General features: G+C 61.1%; 11 protein-coding genes. 4 read left to right on the plus strand and 7 right to left on the minus strand.

What is annotated here, in order from left to right; all coding sequences use genetic code 11:
• Positions 1 to 196 precede the first annotated feature (196 nt).
• Complete coding sequence (locus BTIS_RS07585; protein WP_094664248.1) at positions 197 to 3,370, minus strand: cation-translocating P-type ATPase; 3,174 nt, start codon at positions 3,368 to 3,370, stop codon at positions 197 to 199.
• Between the two features lie 591 nt (positions 3,371 to 3,961).
• Here BTIS_RS07585 and BTIS_RS07590 point away from each other — a divergent pair.
• Both BTIS_RS07590 and rlmB read left to right on the plus strand, forming a co-directional pair.
• Positions 3,962 to 4,807 (plus strand): SDR family NAD(P)-dependent oxidoreductase, encoded by an 846-nt coding sequence (locus BTIS_RS07590; RefSeq protein ID WP_245819366.1) that lies wholly within the window; start codon positions 3,962 to 3,964, stop codon positions 4,805 to 4,807.
• Between the two features lie 78 nt (positions 4,808 to 4,885).
• Entirely contained in the window at positions 4,886 to 5,887 is a 1,002-nt protein-coding gene (rlmB, locus tag BTIS_RS07595) for a 23S rRNA (guanosine(2251)-2'-O)-methyltransferase RlmB (RefSeq protein WP_094664179.1), read from the plus strand.
• 123 nt (positions 5,888 to 6,010) lie between these two features.
• Here rlmB and BTIS_RS07600 read toward each other — a convergent pair whose 3' ends face one another.
• The 3 genes from BTIS_RS07600 to BTIS_RS07610 form a co-directional block, all read right to left on the minus strand.
• Entirely contained in the window at positions 6,011 to 6,250 is a 240-nt protein-coding gene (locus tag BTIS_RS07600) for a hypothetical protein (protein WP_143248906.1), read from the minus strand.
• A 132-nt stretch (positions 6,251 to 6,382) separates the two neighbouring features.
• Positions 6,383 to 7,798 (minus strand): DUF4032 domain-containing protein, encoded by a 1,416-nt coding sequence (locus BTIS_RS07605; RefSeq protein WP_094664183.1) that lies wholly within the window; start codon positions 7,796 to 7,798, stop codon positions 6,383 to 6,385.
• Between the two features lie 307 nt (positions 7,799 to 8,105).
• A complete protein-coding gene (locus tag BTIS_RS07610; protein ID WP_094664185.1) occupies positions 8,106 to 9,236 on the minus strand; it encodes an ABC transporter ATP-binding protein in 1,131 nt (376 codons plus the stop codon).
• A 737-nt stretch (positions 9,237 to 9,973) separates the two neighbouring features.
• Here BTIS_RS07610 and BTIS_RS07620 point away from each other — a divergent pair.
• Together BTIS_RS07620 and BTIS_RS07625 are read left to right on the plus strand one after the other, a co-directional pair.
• Positions 9,974 to 10,378, plus strand: coding sequence for a cupin domain-containing protein (locus BTIS_RS07620; RefSeq protein ID WP_094664189.1), 405 nt, complete (start codon positions 9,974 to 9,976; stop codon positions 10,376 to 10,378).
• 291 nt (positions 10,379 to 10,669) lie between these two features.
• Positions 10,670 to 11,431, plus strand: a complete 762-nt coding sequence (locus BTIS_RS07625; protein ID WP_094664190.1) for a carboxymuconolactone decarboxylase family protein — start codon at positions 10,670 to 10,672, stop codon at positions 11,429 to 11,431.
• 248 nt (positions 11,432 to 11,679) lie between these two features.
• Here BTIS_RS07625 and fucP read toward each other — a convergent pair whose 3' ends face one another.
• From fucP to BTIS_RS07640, 3 genes are all read right to left on the minus strand, one after another.
• On the minus strand, positions 11,680 to 13,080 hold the full coding sequence (gene fucP / locus BTIS_RS07630; RefSeq protein ID WP_094664192.1) for an L-fucose:H+ symporter permease: 1,401 nt from the start codon (positions 13,078 to 13,080) through the stop codon (positions 11,680 to 11,682).
• Between the two features lie 436 nt (positions 13,081 to 13,516).
• Positions 13,517 to 13,906 (minus strand): VOC family protein, encoded by a 390-nt coding sequence (locus tag BTIS_RS07635; RefSeq protein WP_094664194.1) that lies wholly within the window; start codon positions 13,904 to 13,906, stop codon positions 13,517 to 13,519.
• A 303-nt stretch (positions 13,907 to 14,209) separates the two neighbouring features.
• Positions 14,210 to 15,355 (minus strand): glycosyltransferase family 2 protein, encoded by a 1,146-nt coding sequence (locus tag BTIS_RS07640; protein ID WP_169713078.1) that lies wholly within the window; start codon positions 15,353 to 15,355, stop codon positions 14,210 to 14,212.
• Between the last annotated feature and the right edge of the window lie 84 nt (positions 15,356 to 15,439).

The following is a 15,439-nucleotide window of genomic DNA, read 5'->3' on the forward strand; positions in this document are numbered from 1 at the left end:
CTTTTGCACCCACCACTGCGGAGGGTGTTGTATCAACGTCACATTTGGCATTCACGTGGCGAACGGCGGGTACGTCGCCATGACGTGCCCGCCGTTCGCCGATATGCCTATCGGCATGTCTGTCTAAGCCATTATTTCACACGATGTGAACGTTCAACTTTCGTTGCCGAAAGATGCCATGGACTACACGGAATGCTTACGATCGGGCAGCCCCGACCGTTCGTAGCGCGAACTTGTAGATCTCGCTGCCAACAAGCACGAGGGCGGCCAGTCCCACACACTCAAGCCACTGATGCGGGTCCAGCGGCGTGGTGCCGAACGCCACGTTCAGGAACGGCACGTAGATCACCAGCAGCTGCAACACGATCGACAGCGCGATCGCGCCCCACAGCCACTTGTTGGAGAACATGCCCAGGAACGCGGTCTGATCGGCGCTGCGGGCGGCGAGCGCGTTGAACAGCTGGGCGAATACGAGGATCGTGAAGCCCATGGTTCGTGCCATGACGATCTGCTCGTCATGCGTCACGTGCATCGCGGAATCGTCGGTGAGCAGTCCGCCGGGCAGGTAGAGGTCCATGCCGATGAGCGTGACCGCGGCCATGAGCAGGCCCACGACGATCACGTCACTCCACATGCGTGCGTCGATCACGCGGTCGGTGAGCTTGCGTGGCTTGCGATTCATCACGTTTTCGGTGGACGGGTCCACGCCCATGGCCATGGCGGGCGCGGCGTCGGTGAGCAGGTTGATCCACAGCAGCTGCGTGGCGAGCAGCGGCACGGTCACGCTGTCGGCACCGGGTTCGCTGATGCCGAGGAATCCGGCGAGTAGCACGCCGCCGAACACGGTGAGCACTTCGCCCATGTTGGAGCTGAGCAGGTATCGCAGGAATTTGCGGATGTTATCGAAGATGGATCGGCCTTCGCGCACGGCGGCCACGATGGTGCCGAAGTTGTCGTCCGTCAGGATCATCTTGGCGGATTCCTTGGTCACTTCGGTGCCGGTGATGCCCATGGCCACGCCGATGTCGGCGGATTTGACTGCCGGGGCGTCGTTGACGCCGTCGCCGGTCATGGCCACGATCTCGCCCTGTTCCTGCAGCGCGTCGACAATGCGCATCTTATGCTCGGGAGCCACGCGCGCGTAGACGGACACGGTACGCACGGCGTCGGCGAATTCGGCGTCGGTGAGGCGGTCGAGCTGGTCGCCGGTGAGGGCCTGCGGCTGCGGGGTGAGACTGGGTGCGTTGTTGGCGTTGTTGTTGGCGACGGTGTTGGCGGTGTTGTCGCTGCCGTCGTCGGCTGTGATGATGCCAAGATCAGTGGCGATTCGTGCCGCGGTGAGCGGGTGGTCGCCGGTGATCATGACCGTGCGCACACCGGCGCCATGCGCCTCGGCCACGGCGTCACGCACCTCCGTACGCGGCGGGTCGATGATGCCGACCATGCCAGTCCAGATCATGTCGTGTTCGATGGCATCGGGCTGATCGGCGATGTCCTTGGCGAGCGTGCCGTCGGCGTTGCGTTCCAGTCCGTCGATGACGTCGATGCTTGAAGCGTTCAGCGGGCGGTACGCCTGGCCGAGCGTGCGGTAGGCGTTGCGGGAGAGGCGTTCCACGTCGGCAAGGATGCGAGCGCGGTTGGCGTCGGTGAGCGCGCGGATCGTGCCGTTCTCCTCGATGCGTGTGCAGTATTCGAGCAGTACGTCGGGTGCGCCCTTGGCGTAGGCGGTGAGCATACCGGAATCAGACGTACTGGAGTCGAATGTACTGGAGTCGGACGTACTGGAGTCGGGCGCCTCGGCTGTGTCGATCGTCTTCTGCGCGATCACGGTCATGCGTTTGCGATCAGAGGTGAACGGGATCTCGGCCACTCGCGCATACTGATCGGTGCCGGACTGACCGAGGCCGGAACGGTCTGTCCCTGCACCGCTGATTTTCCGCGCACCGACGATCAACGACACCTCGGTCGGGTCGCCGACGATCGTGCCGTCGTCGTTGAGCTTGCCGTCGTTGGCGATCGCACCGACGAGCAGCGTATGCCGTGCCTCACGCAGACGGGGATCATCATCGGAGAGCGTGTCACCGTCGATTGTGGTGGCGGTGCCGGTGATGCCGTAGCCGGTGCCGGTGAGCGCGATCTCGCCGGACGGGGTGATCACGCGCTGCACGGTCATTTCGTTGCGGGTGAGCGTGCCGGTTTTGTCGGAGCAGATCACGGACGCCGAGCCGAGCGTCTCCACGGACGACAGTTTCTTGACGATGGCATGATGCTTGGCCATGCGCTGCACACCAAGCGCGAGCACCACGGTGAGGATGGCGGCGAGGCCTTCCGGCACGGCGGCCACGGCGAGCGAGACGGCGAGCAGCAGCGAGTCGATTACGTCCTGCGTGGAGTTGAATCCGTACACCACGGCGAGCAGTACGAGCACGAGCGCGGCGATCACGCAGACGGCGAGGCCGAGCACCTTGGAGACGAACGCGATCTCCTTCTGCAGCGGTGTGGGGTCTTCCTTCTGGTCGGACAGCATGCGCGCGATCTTGCCTACTTGGGTGCGCATGCCGGTGGCGGTGACGATCAGACGGCCGGTGCCCTGCGTGACGGAGGTGCCGTTGAACGCCATGTTGGTGCGGTCGCCGAGCGCCTTGGCTTCGGCGAGCATGGCGGGATTCTTGGTGACGGGCACGGATTCGCCGGTAAGCGACGCCTCGGCGATATGCAGCGCGGCAGTGGCTGCGAGCCGGCCGTCGGCCGCCACGGTGTCGCCTTCGGCGAGCAGCACGATGTCACCGGGGACGACTTCGGAGGTGGGGATGGAGACGGGCTGACCGTCACGCAACACGGTGGCATGGGCGGCGGCCATGCGACTGAGCGCGGCGACAGCCTGTTCGGCCTTGGCCTCCTGCGCGTAGCCGAGCACGGCGTTGAGCACCAGGATCAGTACGATGACGATGCAGTCGAACGGCAGGGCCTCCGCCTCGGCGGGATTGTTGGCGCGTTCGATGAACCATGCGACCAGTGAGATCGCCGTTGCGGCGAGCAGCAGGTAGACGAGCGGGTCCTTGAACTGGGCGAGGAACTTCTTCCATTTCGGGGTCGGCGGCGCTCCGGCGAGTTTGTTCGGGCCGAATTCGGCAAGACGTCGGGCGGCTTCCTCGGCGGAGAGTCCCCGTTCGATATCGGTATTGAGTCCGGCGGCCACCGTCGCGGAATCAAGTTGCGACGGATCGTCGGGAATGGGCTTGGCTTCGGCCGCGGAGACCGTCGTTGGTTGAGTTGACTGGGCTGCCGTCGATTGGCCCGTCTGGACGGGCACGGCGTTCTGTTCCGGACGATCCGGGTGATCCGGGTGATTTCTGGCGGGATCCTTCATCATGCACCTCATGGTTCCGCCGCAGAGTAGTCAGTCCCCCTTCGGGATCAAGACCCCGAATCCTTGACAATGCAAGGTTTCCAGTCGAAACCTCCACGGAACTGTGCGGATGTCTCAAGCCGTCGTATGACGACTTGTTGTCAGCCATTGTACCGATGTACGCCCGTACGTTCCATCGACACACTTCGCCATTGTGTCATGTAGGTCGGGGAAAAACACACAACTGCAATGTACGGAACAATGAGCCGCAGAATTTCAACCCTCGATTTTGCCTACATTGCAGTTCTGTGATTTTCGCCAAGTATCTCAGCGCGCCGACAACCCGCCGAAGACTGTCTATTGAACACGTGTCGTATTAGCGCGATACTGAAGGTACGGCGCCAACAATGGCGCTGGCGCCGGCCAACATGCATAAGGATCAGTGGCACCGACATCGGCAAGCTGCTGCGCGAATATGGCGTGGTGTGAGCGGTTTACAATATAACTACTGAATCATGACGGGGAGCCTGCCGCTATGCAGGTTCCCCGTTCCACACGATTCGGTGATATTCCAAGCAATATTCCAAGTCAATGACGACGTAAGGGGCAATCGTGGCAAATTTCGACGACCGTTACCCGCTCGACAAATGGCGTGATGCGGATCATTCAGTTATGCAGGAGTTCTCGCTGGCCGGCAAGAAGGGCTTCGTCACCGGAGCCGCCGGCGGCATCGGTCGCAGTGCGGCGGCCGCATGGGCAGAGGCAGGCGCGGACGTGGCGCTGGTCGATCTACCCGCCAAACTCGACCAATTGGAATCACTCGCCGCCGAGATGTCGGATAAGTACGGCGTGACCGTGGTCGCCATCGGCTGTGACGTGTCCGACCCCGACAGCGTGGCGGCGTTGAAGACGACGCTCGTCGATCGACTCGGCACCGTCGACATCGCTTTTCTCAATGCCGGTGTCTGCCTGACCGACGACTCGATCGACATCCCGTTCGATAAATGGCAGAAGACGTTGGACATCAACCTGTCCGGAGCGTTCATGACCGGGCAGATCGCGCATCAGATCATGCGCGAGCACGGGCATGGCGGATCGTTGATCTTCACGTCCTCCACGGCCGGGCACACCGTGCTCAACATGGGCGGATTCCCCGCGCCGAACATGAGCTACGGCGTGACCAAGGCCGGCGTGACACGGTACACGCAGTATCTGGCGGCCGCGCTCGCACCGTATGGCATCCGGTCGAATGCGATCACTCCCGGCTATATCTGGTCCGGCATCTTCGGCGACTCGGTGAGCGAGGAAGGCCACGATGCGATGCTGCAGATGGTGCCCGAGCGGCGGTTCGCGCGCAACGACGAGCTGCAGGGGCTGCTGGTGTTTCTCGCATCCGACGCGTCGGCGTATGTGACCGGCACCGATACGCCCATCGACGGCGGTCTGCTTGTGTACTGACCACACGCAAGGCTGACACGTGCACCGTTGGCCACCGCCGCCGTATGCCGCGGAACACCTTGTGGGACAATGGAATCTATGGCTATGAAGAAAGGACCGACCAAGGGGTCGGGTGGAAAGCATCGCAACAAGCTGCGCGGGTACGGCCCTACGCCCAAGGCCGAGGATCGCGTGTACCACAAGGCGTATCGCGCCAAGAAGGCGGCGGAACGCCGTCAGATGGCCGATCCGCGACTGGCGGCCAAGCGTCGCGCCGCCAAGTTCACGTCGGATTCCGATGATCTGGTGATCGGCCGCAACGCGGTCGTCGAGGCACTGCGCGTTGGCGTCCCCGCCAAAGAACTGTATTTGGCGGCGCGCATCGAACATGATGACCGCACGCGTGAGATCGTGCAGCTGGCCGCTCGCCAGGGACTGCACCTGCTCGAGGCGGATCGTCTGGAAATGGACCGCATCGCACGATCCTCGAACCATCAGGGCGTGGTGCTCAAGGTGCAGCCGTACCAGTACTCCTCGCTGCAGGAGCTCGTGGACCGCGCCGACCGCAAGGCCCGCGCCATGGAGGCCGCCGGCCCCGAGGCGCAGATCAAGGCCCGTCCGCTGTTCATCGCGCTCGACGGCGTGACCGACCCGCAGAATCTGGGTGCCGTGATCCGTTCCGCCGCCGCGTTCGGCGCCAACGGCGTGATCCTGCCGGAACGCCGGTCCGCGTCCGTGACGGCCGCCGCATGGAAGGTGTCGGCCGGTGCCGCCGCCCACCTGCCGGTGGCCCGTGTGGTGAACCTGACCAAGGCGATCGAAAGCCTCAAGGAACGCGGCTACTACTCCGTCGGCCTTGACGGTGGCGGTGACGCGCTCGTTGGCGAGACCGGTTTCGAGACCGATCCGCTCGTGGTGGTGCTCGGCTCCGAGGGCAAGGGCCTGAGCCGTCTGGTGCGCGAAGCCTGCGATTCGATCGCCGGCATTCCGATCAGCTCCATGGTGGAGTCGCTCAACGCCTCCGTGGCCGCAGGCATCAGCCTCTACGCCGTGGCCCGCGCCCGCCGCGAAGCCGCAGCCGCCGTTGGCGCAACGAAGTAACGACGGCGCCACCTTGCAGTCGTAAGGGTTCCGGCCCCTCCTTCACGGGTGCCGAAACCCTTACGGTTGCAGGCCCACGTCTCTCGATCTGCGTGGATCGTGATAGGAGATGACCACATCCGACTAGTTTTCCAATGGTTCCACTGCAAGAATGGAACCGTCTGTGACACTTTGCACCACTGAAATCGGCTCACCGGAATTCAGCAGTGCATCAAGCTCCTCCTGATTGGTGACATTCAGCGAAGCGTCGACTCGCGTCCGGCCGATCATGATGCTGTCGTCCTGCTGTGCCGAAGCAATGTTCGGGGCGGCCAGCAGCATCAATGATGCAAGTATCGCGACAATCCTCACCCGTTTTTGCATGGTCGTCTCTCTTCCGGTTCATATTGATGAAATCAATTGCAATACAGAAGAGTAATGGAAGCAACAAGGCGGACATGCCAATGTACGAGCCGCCGGCGTTCAGACAGCGTCCCACGAATGGCAGGAACCGTCTCAGCTGGCCCAGACGGCGGCGTCGGGATCGTAGTCCGGATTGTAATCGCTGCCGTAGCCGTCGTCGCCGTACGAATCCTCGTCGTCGACCACACCCGCGTCGGCGTCGGCGTTGATGGCATCCATCACCTTCGCATCGAGCTTGTAGTTCGGCAGCACGGTGTCGATATAGCTGTTCACGGCCTCGGCCATCGGCACGTCGTGCCCCACCTTCTCCGCCAGATACCAACGGTGCGTCAGCACTTCGTGGAAGAACTGCGCAGGCTCGATCTGCGAACGGTATTCGGCCGGGATCATGCGCACGGTCGGCTCGAACACCTCGCGCATCCAGTCGGTGGCCACGATCTCCAGATCCTCGCCCTGACGCCACGTGGACGTACGGTAGGCGTCCAGATCGTTGAGCAGTCGACGCGCCTGGTTCTCCTGCACGTCGAGGCCGGTGAGCCGCAGCAGCTTGCGCGACGCGTAGCCGGCGTCCACCACACGCGGACGCACACGCACGCGATTGCCATCCTCGGACGTGTTCATCTCCAGCTCGTCCACGTCGAAACCGAGCTCGTTGAGCCTGTTCACACGCTTCTCGATCTTCCACATCTCGTCGGGGCTGAAGCTCTCCACGTCGGTGAGCGCGCTCCACAGCGAGTGGTAGCGCTCGACCAGACGATTGCCCACCTCGACCTCGTCCACGTCGTCGGGCAACAGCTTGCCGGAGCTCAGATCCATAAGCTCGCCGATGATGTTCGTGCGGGCAAGGTCGATATCGTACTCGCGCTGGCCCTCGGTCAGCTGCGGGTAGAGCTCACCGGTCTCGGCGTCCACGAGCACGGCGGCGAAGCAGTCGGCGTCGCGCAGGAACAGCACGTTCGACAGCGACACATCACCCCAGTAGAAACCGATCAGGTGCAGACGCACCAACAGCACGGCCAGTGCGTCGATCAGACGGTCCGCGGTGTCCTCACGCAGGTTACGGGCGAACAGCGCACGGTACGGCAATGAGAATTTCAGGTGCTGCGTGACCAGCATGGATTCCAGCGGCTTGCCGTCGCGGTCGTGCCGGCCGGTCACCACGGCGATCGGCTTGACCGACGGCACGTCGATCTTCTCGAGCTGGCGCAACAGCTCGTACTCACGCTGGGCCACCGACTGCGTGATCTCCTTCATGGCGTATACGTCGTTGCCCACGCGCACGAAGCGAACCACGTGTCGGGAGATGCCTCGCGGCAGGTTGGCGAGCAGATCGGCGGGCCACTGGGAAAGCGGCTTGTGCCACGGCAGGGTGAACATCTTGGGGTTCGAGCTCGCGGCGGTGATCTTCAGCGCCTTGGGCTGAGCGGCCTTCTGTCCGGGAACGCCATCGTCCGGGGCATTGACGGAAGTCGCCTGTACGAGTCTGGGGTCAAATTCCACGTTTTCCATAGTCTCCAACTTACTGTGAGGGGCTCCCGAATGTTCGGGTTTGCGAAGGCCTTCGAGGGTCTGCCGTGATAGCGGTGCACAAATCGGGAATACCCATCCGCGAGGCCGGAATCCCTTGCCTCCTTCAGCAATATCCGCGATTTGTGAACCGCCGCACGCCACATATAAAGGAAGCCCCGCAACCAGCACTGGCTGCGGGGCTACACTGTGCAACGAGATGAGACAGAGAGGAAGAGAGGGGAACTCATCTCGTTGTATCGGCGGGAATGGAATCCCACAAAACCTTCTCGCCGACGTTTGTTGGTTATTAGTTGAGACGCAGCTCCGAGCTCGGGGCGAACAGGTGCATCTTGGTCGGGTCGATCTTGATGCGCACGGTGGAGCCCACCTTCGGAAGCTTGCGCGGGTTGACACGCACGGTGGTCATCTTGTTCTGGTCGCCCATCACGGAGCTGGCCTGCTCGGCGGCGGAGCCGTCGGTCACGATGGTGCCGTAGATGTAGCCGTCGGAACCGAGGTCCTCGACGTTGGCCACGTGCAGCTGGAACGCGTTCTTGTCCTCGGAAGTGGCGAGGTCAGCGTCCTCCGGACGGAAGCCGACGACGATCTGGCCCTTGTCTTCCGGGGTCAGCTTGGCAACCACGTCGGCCGGCAGATCAACGGTGTCGTCGCCGATCTTGGCCTGGCCGTTGACGACCGGGTGCGTGTTGATGTTCATGGACGGGGAGCCGATGAAGCCTGCAACGAATACGTTGGCCGGGCGATCGTACAGCTCGGTCGGGGCGCCGACCTGCTGCAGGATGCCGAGCTTGATGACGGCGATGCGGTCGCCCATCGTCAGGGCCTCGGTCTGATCGTGGGTCACGTACAGGGTGGTTACGCCGAGCTGACGCTGCAGGGCGGCGATCTGTGTACGGGTCTGCACACGGAGCTTGGCGTCGAGGTTCGACAGCGGCTCATCCATGAGGAAGACCTTCGGCTTACGAACGATTGCACGGCCCATGGCCACACGCTGACGCTGACCACCGGACAGCGCCTTCGGCTTACGGTCGAGGAACTCGGTGAGGTCGAGGATCTTGGCGGCTTCACGCACGCGCTTGTCGATCTCGTCCTTCGGGGTGCCGGCGATCTTCAGGGCGAAGCCCATGTTGGCGGCGACGGTCATGTGCGGGTACAGAGCGTAGTTCTGGAAGACCATGGCGATGTCACGGTCCTTCGGCTGCATGTTGGTGACGTCCTTATCACCGATGAGGATGCGGCCCTTGTTGACCTCCTCGAGGCCGGCCAGCATGCGCAGAGTCGTGGACTTACCGCAACCGGAAGGGCCAACGAGCACAAGGAACTCACCGTCCTTGATGTTGAGGTTCAGGTTGTCCACCGAGGGCTTGTCGTTGCCCGGGTAGATACGGGTGACATGGTCAAATACCACTTCTGCCATGGTAATCATTTCCTTTCAGAGGCAGGTACGTGCCTCACGATCCGTTGTAAAAGGGGGGTGTTCATTAGGTATTCAGTTATCACCGTTTTTGGTTTCACTTGCCTTGCATATCCCACTGCATCTCTGCATTGGACTTGCCGGACGGTTGCACCTCAAACTGCGTTGTTGGCGGTTGCGGAAATCACTCTCCGATGAGCCAAGATTCAATATACACCACAAAACGCTAGGTGTAGTGACACCTCAGCAAGATTCGATAACTGTTAGCGCACACATATCAATACAAGCGCTTGCACTACTCAATGGACCATAGTTGACTGCGCGTGTCGCGAACGATCACATATGCTCATACGTGCTCGGTCGACATTATCGATCGGCATTATCGATCAGTATTTCAATCGACATTTTCGATCCCACCGCCGTCACAGATTCCATGCTTCACACGCATAGCATCGTATACATCATTTGCAATTGTAATGACGATGAATCCAGCCTAATGTAGACAGCGATGATGCATCCAGACTGGCATTTGACCGTATCACGCGCGGATCCGCCGCAGGAAGGACGCATGGCGGATAGGATTCACGGTCCGTCCGATCGCCAATCCACGCGCTTGATCACGACGATCACGCCGCCAGATCAGCGCAACGACCATACGATCAGCGTCGCAGACGCCACAGATGCCGCGGATACGCATCGAGGTCTGTACTGCACACGTCTCGGAAAGGATCGATCCCATCATGACCATCGACAACCCCAGCGCGTTCCCGCTCGGCGAACCCAACGTCGGATATGCACAATACTTCGTCGGGCAAAGTTATCTGGCACCACTGGTGAGTGGCAAGGAAGTGAACGTGTCGAATGTGACGTTTGAACCCGGCTGCCGCAACAATTGGCATATCCATCACGGCGCCTGCCAGATTTTGATCGCTGTGGGCGGTCGAGGATACTACCAGGAATGGGGCAAGGAACCGCAGGAGCTCAACCCCGGTGATGTGGTGTACGTGGCTCCTGAAACCAAGCACTGGCATGGAGCGGCACCTGACTCCGCGTTTTCGCATATCGCGATCATGAACGTCGTCGAAGGCGCATCCAACGAGTGGCTCGAACCGGTGGACGCAGACGAGTACAACGCCCTCGTCTAGCGTCGCGCCCCTCTCCCGCCCCTCTCCCTTAGTGTGATCACACTAACCAAAACCAAGTGCCCAACTGCGGAGTTCTTTAGTGTGTAGCCCTTAGTGTGATCACACTAGGGCAATCAGATACCCAACTTCGTAGTGCGCAGTCCGTAGCGTGCAGTCCGTAGCGTGATCACACTAGCGTTGCGCAAGAATGGGGTCATCCACTACTTCGCCCAACTCCGTCTTCCCGTACTCCACCATCGCTCACATCCAACCGCATTACTATCCACATCATCAGCATCACCAGGAGTATTCATGACCATCACCCCCGCAGCGGAGGAATACCACCGTCGATCCTTCCCCGATTCTGAACTGCTGCACGACGACGACCCCGATCTCGCGCAGATCATCGAGAACTTCGCGTTCGACGAAGTCCCCAACGAGCCCGGCGTGAACGACCTCGACGACCGCACCCGCTATATGGCCATTCTCGCCACCCTGATCGGCGCGCAATGCCTTACCGAGTTTCGCGGCATCACCCCGGCGGCGCTCACCGCTGGAGTCACACCCATCGAGGCCAAGGAAATCACCTATCAGTCGGTGGCGTATCTGGGCATCGGTCGTGCGTATCCGTTCATCGTCGCGCTGAACGACGTACTGCGCGCACAGGGCGTGACGCTGCCGCTGCCGTCGCAGGCCACCGTCACGAACGACGATCGCCGGGAGAAAGGCACGCAGGCGCAGGTTGACATCTTCGGCGACGGCATGAAGGACTTCTACAAGTCGGGCCCGGAGGAAAAGCGTCATATCAACCGTTGGCTGGCGGCAAACTGCTTTGGCGACTACTACACGCGTACGGGTCTGGACCTGAAGCAGCGCGAGATGATCACGTTCTGCTTCATCGCGGCGCAAGGCGGATGCGAACCGCAACTGACCAGTCATGCGGCGGCGAACATGCGACTGGGCAATGATCGCGCGTTCCTGATCTCCGTGGTCTCGCAATGTCTGCCGTACATCGGCTATCCGCGCTCGCTCAACGCGTTGCGATGCGTTGATGACGCCGCCCGCATGATGTAGCGAGCAGGCGCAACATCGTTAGGCGGCCCATGTGATGCGTTACGTGGGCCGCCTAGTGTTACGCGGGCCGGGCGTCCCACGTAACGCACATCCACAAAACGTTGCAATTTCAACGTTTATCAACATGCGCCCAAAAACCCGACACGGCCCACGTAACGCACAACGGCCCACGTAACGTAAAGAGGCCGGTCGCCATACCGCGCACAGTGTTGCGCAGTTGGCGACCGGCCTCCGGCATGGAACGGGAATCAGGCCTCCTCCTTGGCGGCCATCTCCTTGAGCTGAGCCGGGGTGTACTTGTCACGCTTGAACTCGGTGATGAAGTACAGTCCCACGATGGCAAGCTCAATGGCCGGCAGGATGAAGGAGAACTGCATGGTGGTGGCGTCGGACAGGGCACCCTGCAGGGTGGGCAGGAACGCGCCACCAACCAGGGCCATCACGATGATCGCACCGGCGGTTTCGGTGTGACGACGATCCTCGACGGTCTTCAGCGTACGGGAGTAGATGGTCGGCCAGCCCGGTCCGAGGAAGAAGCTCACGGCCACGGCGAACCACACGGCGGTCATGCCGGGCAGGAACGCGGTGCCGAGCAGCACGATCGCGCCGCCGATCATGAACATGGCGAGCACTCGGGTCTCACGGAACTTGGAGAGCAGGTAGCTGGCGCCAAGACGTCCGACGAAGAACACGATGTAGCTGATGATCATGAAGTTCGCGGCGTCACGGTCGGTCATGGACGCACCGCCCTGGTTCAGCGCCAGACGGATGGTGAAGGACCAGATGCCGGTCTGCGCACCGGCGTAGATGAACTGGGTGCCGATGCCCTTCCAGAAACGACCGTTGTGGAACAGGTAGGTCATGGTCTCGCCGAGGGTGGCCTTGGCGACGGTGCCTTCCTTGGTGGCGGGGCGGCACTTCGGGAACTTGGTGAGCGCGAACAGCACGATCAGCACGGCGAGCACGATCAGCAGGTACTTGTACGGCTCCAGCGTGCGGCCCAGCTGCTCGGCACCGTAGGCCTTGGCGGCGTCAGGGGCCATCTTGGCCATTTCGGCGTGCAGGTTGGAGTCCTGGAACACGAGGTACTTGCCGAGCAGGATGCCGGTGATCAGACCGAGGGCGTTCATGGTCTGCGCCACGTTGAGTCGCACAGTGCCAAGACGCTTCGGGCCCATCAGGGTGGCGTAGGTGTCGGCGGAGGTCTCGAGGAAGCTCAGACCGATGGCCTCGACGAAGATGGCGAACAGGAACACCTCGTAGGTGACCAGTCGGGACGCCGGGAAGAAGATGAAGCAGCCGACCGCGAACAACGACAGACCGGCGATGATGCCCAGCTTGTAGCTGGTCTTCTTGATGAACAGCGAGGCGGGGATGGCAATGAGGAAGTAGCCGCCGTAGAACGCGCTCTGCACGAATGCGGTGGCGAGATCACTCAGCGAAAACACTGCCTTGAACTGGGTGATGAGTACGTCGTTGAGGCTGGACGCGACGGCCCAGATGCCGAACAGGACTGCGGTCATTGCGAACTGCAGTACGGGGGTGCGATCGAGGTATCCGTCGGAGAACTCGATCCACGGGGTCTTCTTGCCGCCGTCCTTGGCGACCTGACCGGCTTCGGCGCCGGTGATTTCGGTTGCTTGTGCCATGATTCCTTCTTCTGGAAACCGTGTGCAACCGTTCGCGCGCAAAGACGGGTCCGTGCCCGAAAGACGGCAGTGCCATCAAACCGGATTCGTTGGCCCAACCCCTGCAAACACAGGCGGTTACACGAGTGAATATTCGACGAGTCCGCGTCGCTTCAGCACGACGCATTGCCACGACATCCTTGGCGTGCAGTCCGCGAATGCATGCATCGCATTCGTGGCCGCCGTGCCGGCATCGCGATCGGACCCGTTGGATTCGCCGTAACCCGCCGAAGCTAAGGCCAACGAAGGAAAAGGGTGAAATGTTCAGTTATGACTGTTCAGTTATGGAGTTCAATTTTGCGGTATTGAGTTATGTATTGTCGATTGGTGATCGGTTCCGCTCGACGACGAGCCCGCGTTCCGGGTGCCGAACCGCGACCCCGGAAGTCACCGATTCCTACAGAATCTGGCAGTACTCGATGGTCTCGTGGTTGGGGCCGAGCACGTTGAAGTAGCGGATGCCGTTCTCGTGGAAGGTGTCGATGTGTTGGACCGATCCCTCGACCAGATCGAGCCCCAGCTCCACGGCCTGCTCGAACGCCTTGTCGATGTCGGTGACGTCGAGTGCGAAGTGGTTGATCGCGCCGGTGACGCCGGCCGGTTCGGCCATGGTCCACACCTCGAGGGTGAGGTTGTTCAGATGCAGGAAGGTGCAACGGTCATCGCCATTCGGGTAGATGCCCTCGCACTCGAAGCCGAGCTTTTCGTAGTAGGCGATGGTGCCTTCAAGATCGTTGGTGGGGATACCGACGTGGCCGACACCGGTCACATAGTCGCGGATGCTCATCGCATAGCTCCTTTGCCATTAAGCATGTTGGTGTTTGCAAGATTCAATATACGTTAATGTCGTTAATTGATCAACTCAAGAAACTATATGAGAGCGCACACATTACCGATCGGTCATTACAACGATTGCCGTCAATCGTTGTACGACTTGGGTTTGATCGATCTAACAGATCATTTCAAAATTTTTGGATCCCAAGTCGCACAACGCTTCCATCGGCGTGTCGCGCAACACATCACAGGTGGATCCAGCACCTCGGCGACTCCACCGTGCGCGCCGTCACACACGCAACGCATCACGGGTGGATCACTCCACGGCGGTCTTCTGAATCTGGCGGGCGATCCTCGCCTCCTCGCGTGCCTCCTCCTTGGCCTCGCGCGCCTCGCGAATCGAACCACGCCAGCTCGCGCTGATCCGATGCCACTCCTCACGCATCTCCTTGAAATTATCGGCGAAATTATCGGCGACGTTGTCCGTCACACCGTCACGCAGCCCGTCACGCAGCATATCGATCAGCTTGCGCGTCGACTCCGGCACCTCCTCGCCCGCGTCGACGACGTCATGCTCCAGCCCCTCGATACGCCGACGCAGACGATCGGCCTCCTCCGGATCAAGGCCGAGTCGCGCGCCCAACGATTGCCGGATCGTCTCGTAATCCAGATTCGCAAAGAACGTCAACTGCTGCATCGTCATGAACGTCTTCAACTCCGGATAGCGCGAGACGATATACTCCTCACGATCATCAGCGGCCTTGGCCCAGTCGATCGGCAGCTGCGGCGTCCAGCTGCTCATGATCGAGCCACCACGCAGACGGTAGTGATACAGCACCTCGGGAATGCGCACGATCAGCGTGGCCTCGCCGATCACGTTGCAGATGCGTGCCATATCCTCGATCTTGCGTCCCACCGGGAACGAAAAATCATGATCCTTGTAAATATTCGCCGTGGCCATGAACGACCAGAAATATCCGTCGATCTCCGCCTTCACCTGCGCCTTGAGCGCCTCCTGCGGGGTAAGCACCACGATCTCGTCGAAATCGTTGTGCTTGTAGTCCGAAAGCAACGGCTTGCCGTTCTCGGAGATCGTATCGAATTTGAACATGACCAGATCGGCCTCGTATTCGCGCATGGTGTCCACCGAACGTTCCACCAGATTCGGCGCCACCGCGTCGTCGGAATCCACGAAATAGATGCAGTCGCCCGTCGCCTGCGCCAGTCCGGCGTTCCTTGCGTCGGACAGACCACCGTTCGGCTTGTGAATCACGCGGATACGCTCGTCCTTGGCCGCCCATTCGTCGCACATACGCGGGCAATCGTCGGGCGATCCGTCGTCAACGAGAATGATCTCAAGATTGCGATAGGTCTGGTTCACGATGCCGCTTACGCATTCGTCGAGATAGCGCTCCACCTTATATATGGGCACGATGACCGACACCAGCGGCCGCTCGCCCAGTCGGTCCGACACGAGCGGTTCGGAATTGGCAGAACCCGCAGAACCATCAAGACCGTGACGTTGTGAATCCTGCGACGATTGCCG

This window comes from Bifidobacterium tissieri (assembly GCF_002259645.1).
GTDB classification, from domain to species: Bacteria; Actinomycetota; Actinomycetes; order Actinomycetales; family Bifidobacteriaceae; genus Galliscardovia; species Galliscardovia tissieri.

Excerpts from the sequence above, each read along its gene's own strand:
- BTIS_RS07585 (WP_094664248.1), bottom strand. The coding sequence starts at position 3,370 with ATGAAGGATCCCGCCAGAAATCACCCGGATCACCCGGATCGTCCGGAA.
- rlmB (WP_094664179.1), top strand. The coding sequence starts at position 4,886 with ATGGCTATGAAGAAAGGACCGACCAAGGGGTCGGGTGGAAAGCATCGC.
- BTIS_RS07600 (WP_143248906.1), bottom strand. The coding sequence starts at position 6,250 with ATGCAAAAACGGGTGAGGATTGTCGCGATACTTGCATCATTGATGCTG.
- BTIS_RS07605 (WP_094664183.1), bottom strand. The coding sequence starts at position 7,798 with ATGGAAAACGTGGAATTTGACCCCAGACTCGTACAGGCGACTTCCGTC.
- BTIS_RS07610 (WP_094664185.1), bottom strand. The coding sequence starts at position 9,236 with ATGGCAGAAGTGGTATTTGACCATGTCACCCGTATCTACCCGGGCAAC.
- BTIS_RS07620 (WP_094664189.1), top strand. The coding sequence starts at position 9,974 with ATGACCATCGACAACCCCAGCGCGTTCCCGCTCGGCGAACCCAACGTC.
- BTIS_RS07625 (WP_094664190.1), top strand. The coding sequence starts at position 10,670 with ATGACCATCACCCCCGCAGCGGAGGAATACCACCGTCGATCCTTCCCC.
- fucP (WP_094664192.1), bottom strand. The coding sequence starts at position 13,080 with ATGGCACAAGCAACCGAAATCACCGGCGCCGAAGCCGGTCAGGTCGCC.
- BTIS_RS07635 (WP_094664194.1), bottom strand. The coding sequence starts at position 13,906 with ATGAGCATCCGCGACTATGTGACCGGTGTCGGCCACGTCGGTATCCCC.